Genomic DNA, 19,288 nt, shown 5'->3' with positions numbered 1-19,288 from the left:
CCGGCGGCCGCGTCCGACGCCGCCCTGTTCGCGCGCGCGCGTGTTAATAAAGCATTGGATGCGGTCGGAAAGCCGCTGGACCGGACCCTTCTGGACGTGATGTGGCGGGAGCGGGGCATGGATGAAATCGAGCGCGCGGAGCGCTGGCCGAGGCGGTCGGCGAAGCTGGCGCTGAAACTGTCGTTACAGCGTCTGGGCCTGCATTACGGACTTATCGCAGGTTAACCGCCGCTCCCCCTCTAGCCACTACAGCCCTTCCCGGTCTAAGAAACGCCTCTCAATTTTCCTTGCGAGGCGGCCGCCGCGGCCTCGATAATCGAGAGACGAAACGTCTAGAGACCGGGAGGGGGCATGGTTTACGGGCTTGGCCTGATCGGCGCGCTGGCGCTTATCTGGTGGGTGCTATCGGGCCACACCGAGCCGCTGATCCTGGGATTCGGGGCGTTTTCAATCCTGTTTTCCGCCGGCCTTGCCTGGCGCATGATCGGCGGCGTCGACCGCGAGGTGTCGCCCTATCTGCGCGCGCCCCGGATGCTGCCTTACTGGAGCTGGCTGGGCGGCGAAATCTTCAAGGCGAACGTGGCGGTCCTGAAGCTGGCGCTGAAACCCGATATCGACCTGACCCCGCGCCTGATCCGGGTGAAAATGACCCCGAAAACCGATCTCGGCCGCACGGTCTTCGCCAATTCCATCACCCTGACTCCGGGCACGGTGTCCATGGACCTGGAGGAAAATGAAATCCTGGTTCATGCGCTGGACGCCTCGCTGGCTGATCCGCACGCGTTCGAGGATATGGGCGAGCGCGCCGCAAACGCCGCCGACGCCGGGGAGAACGCCTGATGATGACCTGGTTCTATCTGATCGCCTCGGTCGGGGTTCTGATCTCCATGGCGCTGATGCTGTCGCGCCTGATCGCCGGACCGACGCTTTATGACCGCACGCTGGCGGTGAACAGTTTCGGCACCAAGACCGTGCTGTTCCTGACCATGTTCTGTTTCGTGATCGACCGGCCGGACGGGGTGGATATCGCCCTGCTCTACGCCCTGATCAATTTCATCGCGACCATCGCGATCCTGAAATTCTTCCGCTACCGCTCTCTGGAAATCGCGCTGGCGCAGATGGCGCTGCGCAAGGCGGTGGGAGACGACCAATGATCGGCGCGGAAATCCTCTCCATCATCCAGAATATTGTCAGCGTGGCGCTGGTCGCCTCCGGCCTTGTCTTCGTGCTGGCCGGTGCGGTGGGCGTGCTGCGCCTGCCCGATTTCTACACGCGCCTGCATGCGGCGGGCGTGACCGACACGCTGGGCGCGGAGCTGGTCCTGATCGGCCTGGCCGTGCAGGCGGGCTTCACCCTGCTGGCGGCGAAAATCCTGCTGGTGGGGCTGTTCCTGTTCCTGACCAGCCCGACCTCCACCCACGCCATCGCGGACGCCGCGCACAAGGCGGGGCTGGAGCCGATCCTGAAACGCTTCCATCCGCAGCCGCCCGGCGGAAAGGACAAATAGGTCATGGATCCGCTTCAGATTCTCGACATTGCCTTCCTGGGCATGTTGCTGGCCGTGGCGTTCGCCATCGTGCGCATCAACTCCCTGTTCGCGGTGGTGATGCTGACGGGCGTGTACTCGCTGCTGTCGGCGGCGTGGTTCGTGGTGCTGGACGCCGTGGACGTGGCCTTTACCGAGGCCGCCGTGGGCGCGGGCATTTCCACCGTGCTGATGCTGGGCGCAATGCTGCTGACCGCGCGGGAGGCCAAGCCGCCTAAATTCCGTCAGCAGATCGGCCCGCTTTTCGCGGCCATCGCCACCGGCGCGCTGCTGTTCTACGCCCTGCCGGACATGCCGGCCTATGGCTCTGCGGACTCGCCAGCCAATTCCTATGTCGGGGCGGAGTATCTGGAGCGCACCTCCGAAGAAATTCACATGCCCAACGTGGTCACCGCGGTGCTCGCCAGCTACCGGGGCTATGACACGCTGGGCGAGACGGTGGTGATCTTCACCGCCGGGGTGGCCGTGCTGCTCCTGCTGGGGGCCAGCGGCGCCGGAGCGGGCGGCGGCGTCAGCGCCACGCGCAAGCGCGAGGAGGATGAGTGATGAACGCCCATCTGGTCCTCAAGACGGTTTCCAAGGCGCTGATCCCGCTGATCGCGCTGTTCGCCCTTTATGTGCAGTTCCACGGCGATTTCGGCCCGGGCGGCGGCTTCCAGGCCGGCGTCATCATGGCCGCCGCCGTCATCCTCTATGCGCTGGTTTATGGCCTGCAGGAAGCCAAGCGCGCCGTGCCGCCCATCGTGGTGCGGCTGGGCGCCTCGCTGGGTGCGCTGCTGTTCGCGGGCGTGGGCGTGGTGACGCTGTTCCTGGGCGGCGATTTTCTGGATTACGACGTCCTGCCGGGCGGCCAGCACGCCGGCATCATCGCCGTCGAACTGGGCGTGTTGCTGACGGTCGCCTGCGTCATGGTCATTATTTTCTACGCGTTCTCCGGCCGGGCGCGCGATATCTCGGACGAGGAGTGGTGACATGATCGTCGAGTTCATCGCCGAACGCTTCAACTACGCCGTGGTCATCGTGCTTATGATGACCGGCCTCTATGTGCTGTTCTCCACCGCCAATCTGGTGAAGAAGCTGGTCGGCCTGACCGTGTTCCAGACTTCGGTTTTCCTGCTCTATATCTCCATCGGCAAGGTCGCCGGCGGCCAGCCGCCCATCCTTGAGCCGCACTATGGCGACGGCCACGCGGAGGCGGGCTATGAGGAAACCGTGGACCATGGCGGCGATCACGGCGGCGGCCAGACCGGCACCGTGGAGGATGCCGCGGAGGACCAGCCGGCCGACGGTCACGCGCCCATGGAATCCGAATCCGAAGCCGACCCGGTGCAGAGCGCCGAAGCGGCGGCGGAATCGGTCGAGACCGCCGGCCCGCAAGCCGATCCGGCTGCCGGCGCCGCGCCGCAAACGGACGATCCGGCGCCAACCGCGCTGGAAGCGGATTCCGCCGCGGAACTGGAAGCCGGCATCGCCGGCGACGCCGATGTTCCGCAACTGTCGGATCCGGAGCCGGACGCCGCGGCGGAGGACATCGCCGGGGAAATCCTCCCCGTCGAGGACGAAGCCGTCGTCTATTCCAATCCATTGCCGCATGTCCTGATCCTGACCGCCATCGTGGTGGGCGTGGCCACGCTCTCCGTCGGGCTGGCGCTGGTCGTGCGCATCCGCGAGGTCTACGGCACGATCGAGGACGACGCGATCAGCCGGGCCGATTACGAGACCATGGCGGGGACGTCATAACGTGAACGAATTCATTCTTTCCCTCGCCCCCGGATGGGCGCTGACGCACGCATCGGTGCTGCTGGTGGCGCTGCCGCTGATCGCCGGCGCGATCGCCGCCGCCCTGCCCTGGGGCCGTGCCGCGTGGGGCGTTGTCGTGGCCGTGATGGCCGCGTCGCTGTTCTTTTCCGCCATCCTGACCGCGCAGGTTCTGACCGGCGGGGCGTTCTCCTACACGCTGGGCGGCTGGGCGCCGCCGGTCGGCATCGAGTACCGCATCGACGGGCTGAATGTCGGCATGCTGCTGCTGGTCTCGGCCATCGGCTTCCTGGTCTCGCTCTACGCCCCCGAAGCGGTCGAGGACGAGATCGACAAGGGCAAGCACCCGCTCTTCTACGCCGCTTTCCTGATCTGTTTCGCCGGCCTGCTGGGCGTGGCGATCACGGGCGACGCCTTCAACCTGTTCGTGTTCCTGGAGATTTCATCGATCTCCACCTACGCGCTGGTGGCGATGGGCGCTGGCCGCGACCGCCGGGCGCTGACCGCCGCCTATAATTACCTGATCCTTGGCACGATCGGCGCGACCTTCTTCGTGATCGGCGTCGGCTTCCTCTATATGGCCACCGGCACGCTGAACCTGGTCGATCTGGCCGCCCGCATGGCGGAGCTGGGCGATAACCGCGCCATACAGGTGGGTTTCGCCTTCATCGTGATCGGGCTGGGCCTGAAGCTGGCGATGTATCCGCTGCATGTCTGGCTGCCCAACGCCTATGCGTTCGCGCCGACCATGGTCACCGCCTTCCTGGCCGCCACGGCCACCAAGGTCGCCTTCTACGCGCTGGCGCGCTTCCTGTTCATCGTCTTCGACCAGGGCTTCGCGTTCGAGGAGCTGGCGCTGGTCTGGCTGATCGCGCCGCTGGGCGCGGTGGGAATGATCGCCGCCTCGATACAGGCAATATTCCAGACCGACGTGCGCCGCCTGCTGGCCTACAGCTCCGTCGCGCAGGTCGGCTACATGCTGCTGGGCCTTGGCATCGGCACGGCGGCGGGCGTTTCCGCCGGCTTCCTGCACCTGTTCAACCACGCCGCCATGAAGGGCGCGCTGTTCCTGGCGCTGGGCGCGGCTTCGGTCTGCTACGGCGTTACGCAGGTGAAGGATCTGCGCGGGCTGGGCCGCACCATGCCGTGGACCGCGGCGGCCATCGCCATTGGCTGCGCCAGCCTGATGGGCGTGCCGGGCACGGCGGGTTTCGTTTCCAAATGGGCGCTGTTCAACGCGGCGCTGGACAATGGCTGGTACTGGGCCATCGCGGCCATCGCCGCGGCGTCCATCCTGGCCTTCTTCTATGTCGGGCGGATGATCCAGATGATCTATCTGCAGCCCGCGCCGGAGCGTGGCGGCGAGCCCGCGCCGGCCCTGCGGGCGCCGTGGCTGGTGATGATCCCGATGTGGATTCTCGCCGCCGCCAATATCGTCTTCGGCTGGTATGCTGACCTGCCGGTCACGCTGGCCAACGCCGCCTCGGCCGCAATCTGGGGAGGCGCGCCATGAGTTTTGCCGGATGGACGCCTGAACTGGGCCTGGCGCTGGCCATGCTGATACCGCTGGCCGGGGCCGTGGCGATCATTTCCTTCGCCCGTTTCCCGGTTCTGCGTGAAACCGCCACCATGGCCACGGCCGGCCTGTTGCTGGCCAACGTGATCCCGCTGGTGATCGCGGTGGGTCAGGGCGCGCGGCCCGAGCTTCAAATTGCGCAGATCGCCGACGGTCTGGACATCGCCTTCCGGCTGGAGCCGCTGGGCGCGGTGTTCGCGGCGGTGGCGAGCACGCTGTGGATCGTGAACTCGCTCTTCTCGTTCGGCTACATGAACAACAATAACGAGAAGAACAAACCCCGCTTCTATTTCTTCTTCGCCATCGCCATCGCCAGCGCCATGGGCGTGGCCCTGTCGGCGAACATGCTGACCCTGTTCGTCTTCTATGAAGCCCTGACCCTGTCCACCTATCCGCTGGTCGCGCACAAGGAGAACGAGACCTCCCGCCGCGGCGCGCGCATTTATCTGCTGATCCTGCTGGGCACGTCGCTGGGCCTGCTGCTGCCGGCCACGGTGATGACCTACGCCATCGCCGGCACCACGGACTTCATCCAGGGCGGCCTGCTGGCGCAGGCGGGCGTCGGGCTGGCCATGGGCGGCACGCTGCTCTTCCTCTACGCCTACGGCATCGGCAAGGCGGCGCTCATGCCGGTTCATCCCTGGTTGCCGAACGCCATGGTCGCGCCGACGCCGGTCTCCGCCCTGCTGCACGCCGTGGCGGTCGTGAAGGCGGGCGTCTTCACCATGCTGAAGGTCGTCATCTACATCTTCGGCCCCGGCTTCGTGCAGACCCTGCCCGCCGCCGACTGGCTGGCCGGGATCGCGGCGGTGTCCATCGTGCTGGCCTCGGTCATCGCGATGACCAAGAACAATCTGAAGGCCCGGCTGGCCTTCTCCACGGTCAGCCAGCTTTCCTACATCACGCTGGGCGCGATGCTGGCGACCCCCGCCGCGCTGATCGGCGGCGCGCTGCAGATCGTCATGCACGCCTTCGCCAAGATCACGCTGTTCATGGGCGCGGGCGCTTTCTACACCGCCACCGGCAAGTCCAACGTCACCGATACGCGCGGCTATGGCCGCTACATGCCGTGGCTGTTCGGCGCTTTCCTGATGGGGGCGCTGTCGATCACCGGCATTCCGCCCTTCGGCGGCATGTGGCCCAAGATATTCCTGTCGCTGGGCGCGCTGGACGCCGGCCAGACCTGGATTGTCTATGCGCTGGTCGCGTCCTCCATCCTCAATGTCGGCTATCTGATCGTGATCCCGGCGCGGGCCTTCTTCTCCCCGCCCACGGAAGCGCCGACGCGGGAATTCAAGGGCGCGCCGAAGCTGACCGTCATTCCGCCGGTCCTGACCGGGTGCGCGGCGCTGGCGCTCTTCTTCCTGGTTGAACCGCTGTACAACTACCTGTTGCCGATCTTCGGCGAGGGAGTAACCCCATGACCGAAGCCAAATCCAAGCCGGACAAGAAACCGGCCGGGAAGAAACCCGCCGCAAAGAAACCGGCCGGAAAATCCCCGGAAACCGGCATCCACCCGGTCTCCCGCTATTTCCTGTTCCTGGACGACCCCAAGGTCCGCACGCTGATCTCCTTCGGGGTGATCGCGGTCGCCGTGATCCTGCTGGTCGCCGACTTCTTCGTGTCCCGTCACGCCTACGACTATGTGGCGTTTTCCGAGACCAACGGCTTCTACGCCATCTACGGGTTTATCGGTTTCGCCTTCGTGGTGTTGATGGGTTGGCCGCTGCGCGCGCTTCTGGGCCGCAGCGAGGACTATTACGGCGAGCCTGACGACGATGCCTGAGATTTTCGCGCACATATCGCCGGCCTGGGCCCTGATGCTGTCGGGCCTGCTGTGCATGCTTTCGCCGTCCCATCACGTGCGCAAGGCGCTGATGATCGCGGCCCCGGTCGTGGCGTTCCTGCTGTTCGTCGCGCCGTCGACGCTGGGCGTCAGCGGCGGCACGTTCGAGATGATGGGGATCGAGTTCTCGACCTATCGCCTCGACCGGCTGTCCTATCCGTTCGGCCTGATCTTCATCATCGCGGCCTTCCTGAACGGCATCTACGCCCTGCATGAGCGCAACCGCCTTACCGATTCCGCGGCGCAATTCTACGCCGGGTCGGCGCTGGGCGCGGTGTTCGCGGGGGACATGCTGACCCTGTTCGTGTTCTGGGAAATCACCGCCATTTCCAGCGTCTTCCTGATCTGGGCCAACGGCACCTCCGCCTCCATCGCCGCAGGGATGCGCTATCTGGCGATCCACGTGCTTTCGGGCGTGCTGCTGATGGCGGGCGCACTGGTCCTGTGGGGCGACACCGGATCGCTGGCCTTCAACAATATCGGACTGGATGTCGGCCTTGCCGGGTGGCTGATCTTCATCGGCATCGGCATCAAGGCCGCCTTCCCGTTCCTGCACAACTGGCTTCAGGATTCTTATCCCAACGCGACCGTGACAGGCGCGGTGGTGCTGTCCGCCTTCACCACCAAAATGGCGATCTATGCGCTGGCGCGTGGCTTCGCGGGCGAGGAAATCCTGGTCTGGATCGGCGCGATTATGACCGTCTTCCCGGTCTTCTTCGCCGTGGTGGAAAACGATCTGCGCAAGGTTCTGGCCTATTCGCTGAACAACCAGCTGGGCTTCATGGTCTGCGCCGTGGGCGTTGGCACGGCGCTGGCCATCAATGGCGCGGCGGCGCACGCCTTCGCGCACATCATCTACAAGGCGCTGCTGTTTATGGGCATGGGCGCGGTGCTGCACCGCGCCGGCACGGTGAAAGCGTCGGAGCTGGGCGGCCTGTTCCGCTCCATGCCGTACACCACGGTCTTCACGATCATCGGGGCGCTTTCCATCTCCGCCTTCCCGTTCCTGTCGGGCTTTGTCGCCAAGGCGATGACGATGTCGGCCACCGCGCAGGAAGGCTACATCATCCCATGGCTGATGCTGCTGTTCGCCAGCGCCGGCGTGCTGGAGCATTCGGGCATCAAGATCCCGTATTTCGCCTTCTTCTCCCACGACTCCAAGCGCCGTCCGGCGGAGGCGCCGTTCAATATGCTGGTCGCCATGGGCATCGCCTCGGCGCTCTGCATCTTCCTGGCGTGGCCGTTCGGCGGCTATCAGTGGCTGTATTCCATCCTGCCGAACGATCTGGGCTATAACCCCTACACCGCCGATCACGTGCTGACGCAGTATCAGCTGCTGATCGCGGCGACGGCGGCTTTCGTGATCCTGCGGATGAGCGGGCTGTACCCGAGCGAGCGGCGCGGCACGATCCTCGATTTCGACTGGATCTACCGCAAGTTCGGCTATGGGGTTGTGCGCTGGCTGACCGCCATGCTGGGCCGTCTGGGCGGCCATGCGGAGCACGGGATGGAGGCGCGCAGCCGTCTCTGGAACAAGCGGATGCAGGCGGTCTTCCATCCGGCGGGCGCGCTGTCGCGCGCCGTGCCGTCAGGCTCCCTGGCGATCTGGACAACGGTCCTGCTGGCCGTCGCCCTGATCATCGCCTACCGCGCAGGCTAGTCGATCACCGGATCGGTGAGGAAGGACCGCCCTTCGCGGTCCTCCACCTCGATTATCCAGAAATCCGGGTCCATCCGGCGCTCCCTGTCCAGAAAGGCGTCCGCCTCGCTCTCTGGCGGCGGCGGATCGCCCAGCGGGCGGCGATAGGCGCGCGCGCCTGACATGTCCCGCGTCGGCGCATACAGGTCCGCGCGGCCATCCAGCCGCAGCACTTTCAGATAGATCAGACCGGCGTCCGGATCGCCCTTCTGCAGGACCATCGCCATGGCCCCGCCCGCCTGCGCGCGGCGGATCAGGGCCTGCGCCTGAATCTGCGCCTTCAGCGCGGCCATGCGGCGCCGTGTTTGCTCTGGTTAAGATTCATGAAACCAATCCGTGCCTGTTTGACGCGCCTTGGCGGCGCCGCCCTTGTTTTCCTTGCCGCGATGGCGGCGAGTCCGTCAATGGCCGCGCCGCGCCATGACAGCGCCGCACTGGCCGATCTGGCGCCCACCAGCCCGGTCCTGACCCGCGATGCAACGCAGCAGGAAGTGATTTTCACCGTGCCGCCGGCCGCCGTGATGGCGCGCGTGCGCCTGAACATCGCCGCGCGGCCTCTCTCCTTCGAACCCCAGCCCGGCCTTGAAGTCTCGCTCAATGGCGGTCCGGCCGTGGCGCTGGACCCGCTGCCGCAGGCTTTTTCCGCGCAGTTCGATTTCGGTCCCGAAGACATCATAGAGGGACGCAACCGCCTGACGGTCCGCCTGGCCGGCCCCGCCCCCACGAAACAGACGGGCTGGGAGCTGGACTGGGACAATTCCCGTCTGGATCTGCTGTTCATGGCCCCCGGCGCGCAAGACCGCGAGACTTTCGAAAAATGGATGGCGGCCGATTTCGGCCCGCCGCGCAGCGTATCCTTCGCCGCGCTGGCGCTGCCCGAAGCCGCGCAGGCAGACCTCCAGAGCCGTTTCGCCATTGCCCTTGGCCGGCGCAGCGGCGGCCCCTTGCGCTTTGTGGGGCCGCAGAACGCGGCGGACCTTGCCGCCGCCGTGGTCATCGATCCGCGCCTCAGCAAGGCGCGCCTGACCCATTCCGGGGGCGAGGCCGCCCGCCTGACCCTGTCCGCGCCGGATCTGGCCGCCGCGCGCGCCGCGCTTCACGACTTCGCCGCCGACGCCCCGGCGCGGGAGCCGCATATTCCCCCGGCAAGACATGTCCGCAATGACCTCGCCGCCGTGGCGCGGGGGGAGCTGGGACGCCCCGGCTACAGCCTCGCCCTGCCAGAGCGGCGGGACGACCGCGCCGCCGCGCTGTCCCTTCTCGCCCGTCTGGCGCGGGAGCAGGCCGCCCCGATGATGCCCGGCTGGGTCGGGTTCGATCCGCTGGAAGCGCCCGCCTCGGCGGACCTGGCGGTTATCGCCGATGGCGCGGCCCTGCCCCCCGCCCTGCTGACGAACGCCCCGCGCGCGCTGGAGGCGGCGTTGCGCGCGGCCGAGCCCAAGCCGATTTACAAGCGATTCCGCATCGGCGCGCAGGCCAGCGCCGCCATGCCGGACGGCGGGGCGGCGGCGCGCTTTCCCTCCGCGTCCAACTCCGCCGCATGGACGACGATCATCACCAGCGCCCGCGGGGTGACGCTGCATCAGGCGTTGTCCGAACTGATCGAGGCGGATTCGCTGGACCGGTTCAGCGGCCGCGTCATGCACTGGCGCAATGGCGTGGTGCAGGTGCAGGACCGCGGCGCATGGCGCGCGCCGGGCGCGGCGGCGCTGAAACCGCGCACCGGCGAACTGGCGCGCACGCTGAACTTTCTTACCGTCCTCGGCGGCCTGATTTCCATTCTCCTTCTTGGAGTCTCAATACGTCGCCGAAAATTCGGGCGATTGATTCACGGCGTTTAAACGCAAACCCGCTAGGGTTCGGGCTGACACCAACAGCAACAGCCCTGATCGCCCATCATGCTTTCAATCGTTGCAGCCCTTGCGCTCTCGGCGCCCGCCATCACGCCCGGCGCCGAGGAAAGCTTCGCCCGCCGCGCCTTTCTTCTGGAGGCGGACTCGCGGTGCGAGCTGCTGACCAGCGGCGAGCGCGCCTCGCTGAGCGCCGCGGCGCGGCAGGCGCGCGGCGCGCTGGAACGCGCCGGGCTGGACGCCGATACGCTGGAATATCACGTCCGCAACGCCGCCGCCGCCCGCGATTGTTCGGATGAGCTGGTGCAGGACGTCGCCGGGGAAGCGCGCAACGCCTATGCCGCCTGGGCGGCCATGCGCGCCATGGATTTTCCGGGCGTGCGCCGGGTCTGGACCACCCGCCGCGTGCTGGAGCCCGATTCCACGCCCCGCTGGGCGCTGTGGCAGCGTCTGGAAAATGGCGAACGCTTCGGCCTCACCGTCACCGATGGCGAACAGACCGCCATGCTGGCCATCCCGGCGGAGCGCGCGGCCTCGCCTATCCGCGCGGCCCGGATTGAACTGCGCGACCCCGACAAGCTCGCCGCGCCGCTGGACGCGGCGCTGGGCGGCCTGTTCATGGCCCGCGCGGACCTCGAACCCATGGCGCAACAGGCGGCCCCGGCCAGCCTCTCCCGCGCCATCTGGGCCAGCGGCGTCAGCAAGGCGAAGGGCGAAACCGCCCCCAAACCGGACGCCGATTTCCAGTTGATCGAATTTCCCGCTTCCGCCCTGGCCGAGATCGCCAGACTGAACGCCAGCGAGGCGGTGCGCATTCGCGTCATCCGCGCCGATGGTGAAACGGTGCGCTATGTCGAGGCCGGCGACCTGGCCGCCGCGCAGGCGTTTCTGGCGGCAAAACCGCTCAATCCGGAAACCTGACAAAAGCCTGAAACTGGGGGCCTAGCCCTCGGCTGCGGCGCGCTGGATGCGCTCGCCCGCTTCCTGCGCCTTCTGCAGACGGGCGCGGGCGTCCATGCGCTCCGGCTCGCCGGCCGTCGCGGCGACCAGCACAGGCAGGCGCACATAGGCGGTCGTGCCCTCGCCCGGCTCGCTTTCCAGCTCGAAATCGCCGTCATGCAGCGCCACCAGCGAGGCGACGAGGCTGAGGCCGAGGCCCGATCCGCGCTCCTCCGAGCCGGCCGCGCTTTCGGCCTGCTGATAGGGGCGGCCGATGCGCTCCAGCTCTTCCTTGGTCATGCCCGCGCCGGTGTCCTGCACCGTGATGACCAGATCTCCGGCTTTCGACCCGGTGGTCACCGTCACGCGGCCGCCCTTGGGCGTAAACTTCAGGGCGTTGGACAGCAGATTCAGCATGATCTGGCGCAGCGCCTTGCGATCGGCATTGACGGTCAGCGGCGACAGCGCCGTTTCCACGTTCAGATCAATGCCCGTGTCCTCGGCCCGTAGCTTGACCAGCTTCACCGCGGACGCGGTCACGTCGCGCGCATCGAATTCCTCGCGCCGCAGATCATAGCGTTCGGCCTCGATCTTCGACATGTCCAGAACGTCGCCGACAAGGTCCAGCAGGTGACGCCCGCTTTCATGAATCAGGTCGGCATATTCGGCGTAGCGCGCGGGCATCGGCCCGAACATGCGCTGCTTCATCACGTCGGAAAAACCGATCACGGCGTTCAGCGGCGTGCGGATTTCATGGCTCATCCCCGCCAGATAGCGGGATTTTGCGTCATTGGAGGCCTTGGCCGCGTCACGGTCGGAAAATGCCTGCTGCTCCCGGGCGGAGCGCTGCGTTACATCAATGACGCTGACATTCAGCCCGCCATCGGCCGGCGAAAGGCGCACTTCCGCGCGGCGATTGCGGCGCGCGCCGATCTCCACGGTCTCGGCGGCGCCGGAGCCCAGCGCGTAATCCATGGCGGCGGTCAGGGCCGAGCGGTCGTCCAGGTGATCGGGAAGGTCGCGCAGGGCCGGCGGAGCGCCTTCGAAATGCTGCGGCCCGAACAGGTTTATGGCCTCCGGGGAGGCAAACTGGATACGGCCTTCCAGATCGGTCTTGATGATGCCCACCTGCGCCGCGTTCAGCAGTGATTCCAGTGTTTCGGCGCGATAGGCGACATCGGCCTGGGTCACGTTCCGGGTCCAGGCCGTCAATATGCCGGCGGATGCGAAGACCACCGCCACGGCCGCAGCCGCCGCGGAAACAACAAGTCCGCCAACGCCCGCTACCGGCGACAGGGTGACGCCAAAGGCCTGCATCGCGCTCATCACGGCCAGTCCGATCAGGGACAGGGCCGAGGCTTCGCTGATCAGGGCGCGGCGCGGAAACGCCATCGCGGCGACAGCCGGGGCGACGAACCAGGCCGCCGCGCCGGAAACAACGCCGGTCACGAAAACCGCGCTCATCGCCAGTATCGTCCAGGAAAACACGGTCAGAAGCTGCGCCCATTCGCGGCGCGGCGCGGCCAGCGCCAGAACGCTTATAATGGCGGGGGCGACCCCGGCGGCGGCGATAACCGCGCTCTGGGGCCATGTCAGCAGCCCGGCAAGGCTTAATCCGCTCACCGCCAACGCCAGACTCGCGGCCCAGGCGAGCGGCGCCACGAGGCCGGTCCGCCAGGAGTCCGGACGGCGTTTATTTGCGGTTTCGTTCATTTGGCAATCAGCGATTTTTACCACGCCGGAGAATCGACTCGGCGCATTACTGAGTCTTCGCCTTCGCCGTTAACAAAGTCTGAATCGTTAACGCGCATATGTTCATATCTCATCGGAACATGATTTGTTTAATAGGTCCGGCTTTGTGCTTGCGTTATGTTCGCGCAAATAAAGCTAAAGGGGATGAGGAAACCACTTCCATGACGTTTTCCCGCTATCTAGCCGCTTTCGCACTTTTCGGCGCGGCGAATGCTTATGCCGCGCAAGCCGATGACTCCGCCGGGACCGCGCAAGCCGCGCCCGCCGAAACACCCGCCGCAGACGGTGAAGCAGCCGCCGCCGAAACGCCTGCCGCGCCGCTGCCGGCGCGCGCCGCCAATCCTATGGTGCAGGCCGCCGCCGATTATGCGCATTTCCGCGGCGATCTGGCCGTTGTTGGCCAGACGGAGCTTGTTTCCGGCGAATCCATGGACAGCGTGATGGACCGTCTGGCCTCTCACGAGCCGCAACGTCTGTCGCGCGCCTGGCTGGCCTATTCCGCCATGATCGCCACGCAACATGCCCCGTTCGTCGATCAGGTGAAGACGGTGGCCGATTTCTATGGCCGTGAAAACGTCATCAAGGGTCTGCTGAACGAGCCGGAATGGGCGATCACCTTCAAGAATTCCGCCGGCGCCGCAGACGCCGTGGCCGAAAGCGCGATGCAGGAATCCGATGACCTCTACACGCTGGGCCAGCGTTTCAAGCAGCAATCCTACGATCTGCAGCATTTCAGCTGGGCCAATGTGGTTACCGATCGCGGCGGCCGCCTGGACCTGATCGAGCTGCCGGAACGTCATGGCGACGCGCCGGAATCGCTGGTGGTGGCCTTGAGCGGCGCCGCCCCCGTTTCCTCGGCCGATACGGATATCGAATCCCAGACCAAGCGCGAGGCGCTGTGGGAAATCTTCGACCCGCTGCACGCCTCCATCACCGCGCAGGAGGAAGCGGCCACCGACGCCACGGTTCTGGGCAGCGAAGGGCAGGATGAGGCCGCCGGCCTGACCACCCCGCTGGAGGCGATCAGCCCCGCCACGGCCGAGGCCTTTTCCCAGCCGGTGCAAACCGTGGGCGCGGAAGAGGAAACGCTGGGCCGGATCCTGGCTCTGGCCGCGCTGGACGTTCTGGACGCCGGCGGCGACCGCCCCGACGCCATGATGACGATGATGACGTCGCAGCCCACCGAATCCTGTCTGGCCTGGGCGCATTCGCAGCTGAAAGTCTGCGTCGCCGCGGGTCATTTCAAATATGAGGACGCCTTCTGCATTTCGGAGCACCAGCTGACCGACACGGCGCAGTGTTTTGGCGCTCTGGTCGGGAACTGAGATTCAATAAAATTTGAATCGAATACGCCTCAAGCTTTCGTCTAATTGCGATTTCCGGCTTAGCGCAGCCTTATCCCAGCGCCGGTATGGTCCTTGCGAACTCGGGCGTAGAACCCGGCTTTGAAAAGGAACGCTACCGATGCGATTCATACTGAAAGCCATACTGTCACTCGTGATTGTAGGCGCTTTCATGCCCGCTGCGGATCATCGCGACTTTACGATTCCCGAACTGAATTGGGACGGCGGCGAAGCCGTGTCTCAAACCGGGAAGCTTTGCGAACGCTCTGAAAGCGTCTGTGACGCCGTCGCCGAAAGCGCCGTTCTGGCCGATATTGCGGGCTCCATCGCCCGCAACAGCCTGGACCGCGCCATTGAAGCCTATCGCGGCGAACAGGAAGAGGCCGAGGCCGCGACCGCCAGCTAGGGCGGTTCACGCCTTGCCGAACGGGCCAAGGCCCCTTAGGTCCTGCGCATGATGACTGCGCAGGACAGAATCCAGACTCTGGTCGATGAATTCGAGCTGCTCGACGATTGGGAAGAGCGGTATCGCTATGTGATCGAGCTCGGCCGTGAGCTGGAGCCCCTCGCCGAGTCCGAACATGACGAATCGCACCGCGTGCATGGCTGCGCCTCACAGGTCTGGCTGGTCGCCGAACCCTCCGGCGCCGCGCCCGGCGCGCTGAAATTCCGCGGCGACAGCGACGCCCATATCGTGCGCGGGCTGATCGCCATTCTGCTGCGGCTTTATAACGACCTTCCGGCTGAACAGATTCTGGATCTCGACCCGCGCGCGGTTTTCACGCGCATCGGCTTGTCGGAGCATCTTTCCAGCCAGCGTTCAAATGGCGTGAAGGCAATGACCCGGCGTATTCAGAAAGAAGCCGGGGCGGCCGCCGAGTCAGCGGTTTGAAAAGACCAGGGCCGCGGAGCGGGCCGCCTCTGACAGTGTTTCGTCATCAACGTCCGGCGTCTGCTGGATGGAATTCATCAGCGTGGACGACACCGCGGACGTCAGCGCCCAGTTCCAGTAGCGCAGCACGGTCTGGGCCTTGTCATTGGACAGGCTGTCATAGGTGCGCATGACGCGGTCGAACACCGCGTCGAATTCCTCGTCCGTATCCCGGCGCAGAGCGCGCCAGAGCTGCGCCAGCGCGGCGCGTTTCAGCCCGGTCGCCTTGCATAGAACGGCCAGTCCCTCGCCGCCCAGATCGGTGAATATCTGCGCGCCGGTCGCCGGCTTCACGCCGGACAGATAGCTGATCTCTTCCGCCACATCGCGCGTCATGCCGCTGACCTCCGCCGCCGCAATGGCGTCTTCAAGGCTGGCATAGGGGCTTTTATCGATCGCTTCGCGATTGCGCTGGCGGCGTTCGATGAATTGCAGGGCCTTTCGCGCGGGCGGATCGGCCCAGTCTTCCGGCTGCGCCATCTTGAAAATATCGCCCGCCGCCTCCTGCAACAGCGTGCGCGCCACGGCGAAGCGTTCCAGGATGCGCGCCCGTTCCTCCGGCCCGCACCACCAGAACATGGCCAGCGCCTGCGCCGGGCGCAGCTCCAGCCGGCGCATCAGCAAATGGCAATAGGTCGTGGTCTCGCGTGAGGAGGCGACCAGAATGTCCACCGCCCGATTGGACAGTTTCGCGCCATCGTTCAGCAGCATGGCGCGCACGACTTCGGCCTCGTCATGCTCGGCCAGGGCTTCGCTGACGATTTCGCCCACCGTGTCGCGCTGGGCGATCAGCTTGCGGTGCTGGGTCGTGGTGCTGCGCGCAATCTCAACCAGGTCGGCCTGGCTCAGCGCAACGCTGTTTTCCAGGATTGGCGCGGCGATCTCGAAACTGTCACGCGCCAGCATTTTCAGTAGCCGCGGCGGCGGATCGACCAGCTGGCTCAGCCGGCGCGCCACGCGCAGGCGCAGCGGCGGGTCGGCCTCGCGCAGCATCTCGTAAAGGACATCGCCGGCCATGTGCCGCTCCTGCGGCGTGATCTCGCTTGAGGGCAGACAGACAATATCGGCAATGCGCTTGGCCAGCGCGATCCGTGCGCGGGGCTCGCGCTCGGTTTCCGCATAATCCTCGGGGGCGGCGCTCTCGTCGGCCGCGTCCTCAGCCAGCATGGTCTTGGGCCGTTCCGTCGCTAGACACAGGGGTTCACCGTTCAGAATTTAACCATGACCGCCTTAACGCTTGGTGACCGCGCGCCCTTCAATGCGCGCAGCCTGGATGGAGCGCGGCGCCGCGAGGGGCGATGAAATTTGCCCCGGCTCCGCCTATATAGAGGCGCGTACGCCAACCGCAGGAGTTGCCCCATGGCCGAAGACCGGCCCGTCAGGAAAGACCTCACGCCCGAACAGCGCGCCATCGCGTTCGAGGAACAGACGGAACCGCCATTCTGCAGCGCCCTGAACCATGAAAAGCGGCCGGGCGTGTATCGCTGCGCGGTGTGCGGCGAAACGCTTTTCGTCTCGGACGCCAAATATGAGTCCGGGTCGGGCTGGCCCTCCTTCTTCCAGCCCGCCTCCGACACGGCGCTGGGCATGAAGATCGACCATCATCTGCGCATGCCGCGGACGGAGATTCACTGCAATAACTGCAAGGCGCATCTGGGCCATGTGTTTCCGGACGGCCCGCCGCCCGCGGGCAAACGCTATTGCGTCAATGGCGGCGTTCTGGACTTCGAACCGGCCGGCCCGCCGCCGGACGATCCTCCCGCCGCGGCTTGATAGCTTCGCCGGGCTTTCCTCTTTTTCAGACCATACTCACCATTGAAAACGGCCGCCCGGACAGGCGGCCGTCAGACTGGAAACCGCCATGACCGACACGATTTTTGACGCCGCGCGCGCCGCCGTCCCGCCCCGCGCCCGCAAGCAGCCGCTTCAGGCCGAGCAGCTGGGCCGCACGCGCACCGATGATTATGCCTGGCTGCGCGACGACAACTGGCAGGCCGTAATGAAGGACCCTTCCGTCCTGAAGCCGGAGATCCGCGAGCATCTGGACGCCGAGAACGCCTATCTGGACGCGGTCATGGCGCCCACCAGGGACCTCCAGAAAACCCTGTTTGAGGAAATGAAGGGCCGCATCAAGGAGGATGATTCCTCCACGCCCCTGCCCGACGGTCCGTTCGAATATTTCGTGCGCTACCGCGAAGGCGGCCAGTATCCGGTCTTTGCGCGCCGTCCCATCGATCCCGCCGCGCAAACCCCGTCCGGCGATGAGCAGATCCTGCTGGACTGCGACGCGGAGGCCGAGGGCGTTGAATATTTCGACACCGGCGATGTCTCGCACAGCCCCGATCACCGCTATCTGGCCTGGACCGTGGATACGCGCGGTTCGGAATATTACGAGCTGCGCATCCGCGACCTGGAGACCGGCAAGGACGTCGCCGTGCTGGCCGACGAGAGCGCCGGAGACCTCGTCTGGGCCAATGACAGCCAGACCCTGCTCTGGGTCTGGCGCGACGCTCACGGGCGGCCCAAGCGCGTCTATCGCGCGCGTCTGGGCGGCGGCGAGAGCGCGCTGGTCTATGAGGAGCCCGATGACGGCTTTTTCCTGCACCTGGGCAAGAGCGACGGCGATTCCTGGCTCATCATCGCTTCAGGCTCGCACACCACGTCGGAGCTGCGGCTGATCGACGCCAATGCCCCGGACAGCGACCCGGTTCTGGTGGCCGAACGCGAAACCGATGTCGAATATGACATTATCGAAGGTCCCGATTGCCTCTATTTCCTGACCAATGCCGGCGGCGCGACCGATTTCAAGATCGTCACCGCGCCAACCGCCGCGCCGGGCCGCGAGAACTGGCGCGACTATGTCCCGCACCGCCCGGGCGTTCTGGTGCTGGCCGTCGAAGGCTTCCGGGAATGGCAGGTGCGGCTGGAGCGTGAAAACGCCCTGCCCCGCATCGTCGTTCGCCGTTACGAAGACGGCGCCGAATACGAAATCGCCTTTGACGAGGAAGCCTATGCCCTGGGCATGACCGGCGGATACCAGTTCGACACCGACATGCTGCGCCTGTCTTACGAATCCCCGGCCACGCCGGAGGAGACCTACGACTTCAATATGGCGACGCGCGAGCGCACGCTGCGCAAGCGTCAGGAAGTGCCCTCGGGCCACGATCCGGCCGACTATGTCGTGCGCCGCATCATGGCGCCCGGCCATGACGGGGCGGATATCCCGGTCACGCTGCTCTACCGCAAGGGAACGCCGCTGGACGGCTCCGCGCCGCTGCTCCTCTATGGCTATGGCAGCTACGGCATCACCATTCCCGCCGCCTTCCGCATAAAGCCTTTATCGCTGGCTGATCGCGGCATGATCTTCGCGGTCGCGCATATTCGCGGCGGCAAGGCCAAGGGATATCAGTGGTATCTCGACGGCAAGCTGGACAAGAAGACCAACACGTTCCGCGATTTTGTCGCCGCAGGCGAGGCGCTGGCCGATCAGGGCTTCACCGGACGCGGCCGGATTGTCGCCATGGGCGGGTCAGCCGGCGGATTGCTGGTCGGAGCCGCGGTCAATATGGCGCCCGACCTGTTTGCCGGGGCCCTCGCGGCCGTGCCCTTCGTGGACGTGCTGAACACCATGTCGGACGAAACCCTGCCCCTGACGCCGCCGGAATGGCCGGAATGGGGCAACCCGCTGGAAGACGAAGCCGCCTATGACGCGATCGAGGAATACAGCCCCTATGACCGGGTCGCGCCGGGCCGCTATCCGCATATCCTAGCGACGGGCGGCCTGACCGATCCGCGCGTCACATACTGGGAGCCGGCCAAATGGGTCGCCCGCGTGCGTGACCGGCGGACCGATGACGGGCTGACCCTTCTGAAGATGGAAATGGGCGCCGGGCACGGCGGCAAGACTGGGCGTTTCGACGCGCTGTGGGATGACGCGCTGGAATACGCCTTTGCACTCTCCGCCGCAGGGGCTGGCCGCGCGCTAGCTCTTTGCCGTGCAAGCCTGCAATGAAAAAGGCCCCGGCGGATCCGCCGGGGCCTTTTCGTT

Annotated in this window: 21 protein-coding genes; 18 read left to right on the top strand and 3 right to left on the bottom strand. The window is 65.9% G+C overall.

Annotation, left to right across the window (positions count from 1 at the left end):
• From L338_RS17570 to L338_RS06335, 11 genes are all read left to right on the top strand, one after another.
• A partial coding sequence (locus L338_RS17570; protein WP_022697538.1) for a DUF6456 domain-containing protein occupies nucleotides 1–225 on the top strand: 225 nt, incomplete at its 5' end.
• Between the two features lie 126 nt (nucleotides 226–351).
• Nucleotides 352–840, top strand: coding sequence for a Na+/H+ antiporter subunit E (locus tag L338_RS06380; protein WP_022697537.1), 489 nt, complete (start codon nucleotides 352–354; stop codon nucleotides 838–840).
• Nucleotides 840–1,154 carry an MrpF/PhaF family protein gene (locus L338_RS06375; RefSeq protein WP_022697536.1) on the top strand — a complete coding sequence of 105 codons (315 nt, stop codon included), beginning with the start codon at nucleotides 840–842 and terminating at the stop codon, nucleotides 1,152–1,154. Before L338_RS06380 ends, L338_RS06375 begins: the two co-directional genes overlap by 1 nt.
• Nucleotides 1,151–1,507 carry a monovalent cation/H(+) antiporter subunit G gene (gene mnhG, locus L338_RS06370; protein ID WP_022697535.1) on the top strand — a complete coding sequence of 119 codons (357 nt, stop codon included), beginning with the start codon at nucleotides 1,151–1,153 and terminating at the stop codon, nucleotides 1,505–1,507. The genes L338_RS06375 and mnhG overlap by 4 nt, the downstream gene beginning before the upstream one ends.
• 3 nt (nucleotides 1,508–1,510) lie before the next feature.
• Complete coding sequence (locus L338_RS06365) at nucleotides 1,511–2,092, top strand: DUF4040 domain-containing protein (RefSeq protein ID WP_027068333.1); 582 nt, start codon at nucleotides 1,511–1,513, stop codon at nucleotides 2,090–2,092.
• Complete coding sequence (locus L338_RS06360; RefSeq protein WP_027068332.1) at nucleotides 2,092–2,517, top strand: Na(+)/H(+) antiporter subunit B; 426 nt, start codon at nucleotides 2,092–2,094, stop codon at nucleotides 2,515–2,517. The genes L338_RS06365 and L338_RS06360 overlap by 1 nt, the downstream gene beginning before the upstream one ends.
• A gap of 1 nt (nucleotide 2,518) precedes the next feature.
• Nucleotides 2,519–3,286: a sodium:proton antiporter gene (locus tag L338_RS17930; protein WP_022697534.1), complete on the top strand. Its 768-nt coding sequence runs from the start codon at nucleotides 2,519–2,521 to the stop codon at nucleotides 3,284–3,286.
• A 1-nt stretch (nucleotide 3,287) separates the two neighbouring features.
• Nucleotides 3,288–4,817 (top strand): monovalent cation/H+ antiporter subunit D family protein, encoded by a 1,530-nt coding sequence (locus L338_RS06350; protein ID WP_022697533.1) that lies wholly within the window; start codon nucleotides 3,288–3,290, stop codon nucleotides 4,815–4,817.
• A complete protein-coding gene (locus L338_RS06345) occupies nucleotides 4,814–6,304 on the top strand; it encodes a proton-conducting transporter transmembrane domain-containing protein (RefSeq protein WP_022697532.1) in 1,491 nt (496 codons plus the stop codon). Before L338_RS06350 ends, L338_RS06345 begins: the two co-directional genes overlap by 4 nt.
• Nucleotides 6,301–6,666 (top strand): hypothetical protein, encoded by a 366-nt coding sequence (locus L338_RS16435; RefSeq protein ID WP_051122716.1) that lies wholly within the window; start codon nucleotides 6,301–6,303, stop codon nucleotides 6,664–6,666. Before L338_RS06345 ends, L338_RS16435 begins: the two co-directional genes overlap by 4 nt.
• Nucleotides 6,659–8,386 carry a Na(+)/H(+) antiporter subunit D gene (locus L338_RS06335; protein ID WP_027068329.1) on the top strand — a complete coding sequence of 576 codons (1,728 nt, stop codon included), beginning with the start codon at nucleotides 6,659–6,661 and terminating at the stop codon, nucleotides 8,384–8,386. Before L338_RS16435 ends, L338_RS06335 begins: the two co-directional genes overlap by 8 nt.
• On the opposite strand, the gene L338_RS06330 is transcribed toward L338_RS06335, so the two are convergent.
• Nucleotides 8,383–8,718 carry a DUF1491 family protein gene (locus tag L338_RS06330; RefSeq protein WP_022697530.1) on the bottom strand — a complete coding sequence of 112 codons (336 nt, stop codon included), beginning with the start codon at nucleotides 8,716–8,718 and terminating at the stop codon, nucleotides 8,383–8,385. The two genes, L338_RS06335 and L338_RS06330, sit on opposite strands and share 4 nt — an antisense overlap.
• A 111-nt stretch (nucleotides 8,719–8,829) precedes the next feature.
• Here L338_RS06330 and L338_RS06325 point away from each other — a divergent pair, with 111 nt between their 5' ends.
• Entirely contained in the window at nucleotides 8,830–10,266 is a 1,437-nt protein-coding gene (locus L338_RS06325) for a hypothetical protein (RefSeq protein ID WP_022697529.1), read from the top strand.
• A 57-nt stretch (nucleotides 10,267–10,323) separates the two neighbouring features.
• The gene (locus L338_RS06320) at nucleotides 10,324–11,196 is read left to right on the top strand and encodes a hypothetical protein (protein WP_022697528.1); all 873 of its coding nucleotides are present in this window, start codon (nucleotides 10,324–10,326) and stop codon (nucleotides 11,194–11,196) included.
• Nucleotides 11,197–11,217: 21 nt separating this feature from the next.
• Here the strand turns inward: L338_RS06320 and L338_RS06315 are convergent, their stop codons facing one another.
• Nucleotides 11,218–12,927, bottom strand: a complete 1,710-nt coding sequence (locus L338_RS06315) for a PAS domain-containing sensor histidine kinase (RefSeq protein WP_022697527.1) — start codon at nucleotides 12,925–12,927, stop codon at nucleotides 11,218–11,220.
• A gap of 200 nt (nucleotides 12,928–13,127) precedes the next feature.
• Between L338_RS06315 and L338_RS06310 the strand changes: the two genes are divergently transcribed.
• The 3 genes from L338_RS06310 (at nucleotide 13,128) to L338_RS06300 (ending at nucleotide 15,201) form a co-directional block, all read left to right on the top strand.
• Complete coding sequence (locus tag L338_RS06310) at nucleotides 13,128–14,291, top strand: hypothetical protein (RefSeq protein WP_022697526.1); 1,164 nt, start codon at nucleotides 13,128–13,130, stop codon at nucleotides 14,289–14,291.
• A 139-nt stretch (nucleotides 14,292–14,430) separates the two neighbouring features.
• A complete protein-coding gene (locus L338_RS06305; RefSeq protein WP_022697525.1) occupies nucleotides 14,431–14,715 on the top strand; it encodes a hypothetical protein in 285 nt (94 codons plus the stop codon).
• 48 nt (nucleotides 14,716–14,763) lie between these two features.
• A complete protein-coding gene (locus tag L338_RS06300; protein WP_022697524.1) occupies nucleotides 14,764–15,201 on the top strand; it encodes a SufE family protein in 438 nt (145 codons plus the stop codon).
• Here the strand turns inward: L338_RS06300 and L338_RS06295 are convergent.
• On the bottom strand, nucleotides 15,190–16,407 hold the full coding sequence (locus L338_RS06295) for a DUF2336 domain-containing protein (RefSeq protein WP_022697523.1): 1,218 nt from the start codon (nucleotides 16,405–16,407) through the stop codon (nucleotides 15,190–15,192). The two genes, L338_RS06300 and L338_RS06295, sit on opposite strands and share 12 nt — an antisense overlap.
• A gap of 192 nt (nucleotides 16,408–16,599) precedes the next feature.
• Between L338_RS06295 and msrB the strand changes: the two genes are divergently transcribed.
• Nucleotides 16,600–17,013, top strand: a complete 414-nt coding sequence (msrB, locus tag L338_RS06290; RefSeq protein ID WP_022697522.1) for a peptide-methionine (R)-S-oxide reductase MsrB — start codon at nucleotides 16,600–16,602, stop codon at nucleotides 17,011–17,013.
• Nucleotides 17,014–17,101: 88 nt separating this feature from the next.
• Entirely contained in the window at nucleotides 17,102–19,252 is a 2,151-nt protein-coding gene (locus L338_RS06285; protein WP_022697521.1) for a S9 family peptidase, read from the top strand.
• Nucleotides 19,253–19,288 lie beyond the last annotated feature (36 nt).

It is taken from the genome of Euryhalocaulis caribicus, from assembly GCF_000412185.1.
GTDB lineage: Bacteria > Pseudomonadota > Alphaproteobacteria > Caulobacterales > Maricaulaceae > Euryhalocaulis > Euryhalocaulis caribicus.
This window is presented reverse-complemented; position numbering and strand designations above follow the sequence as displayed.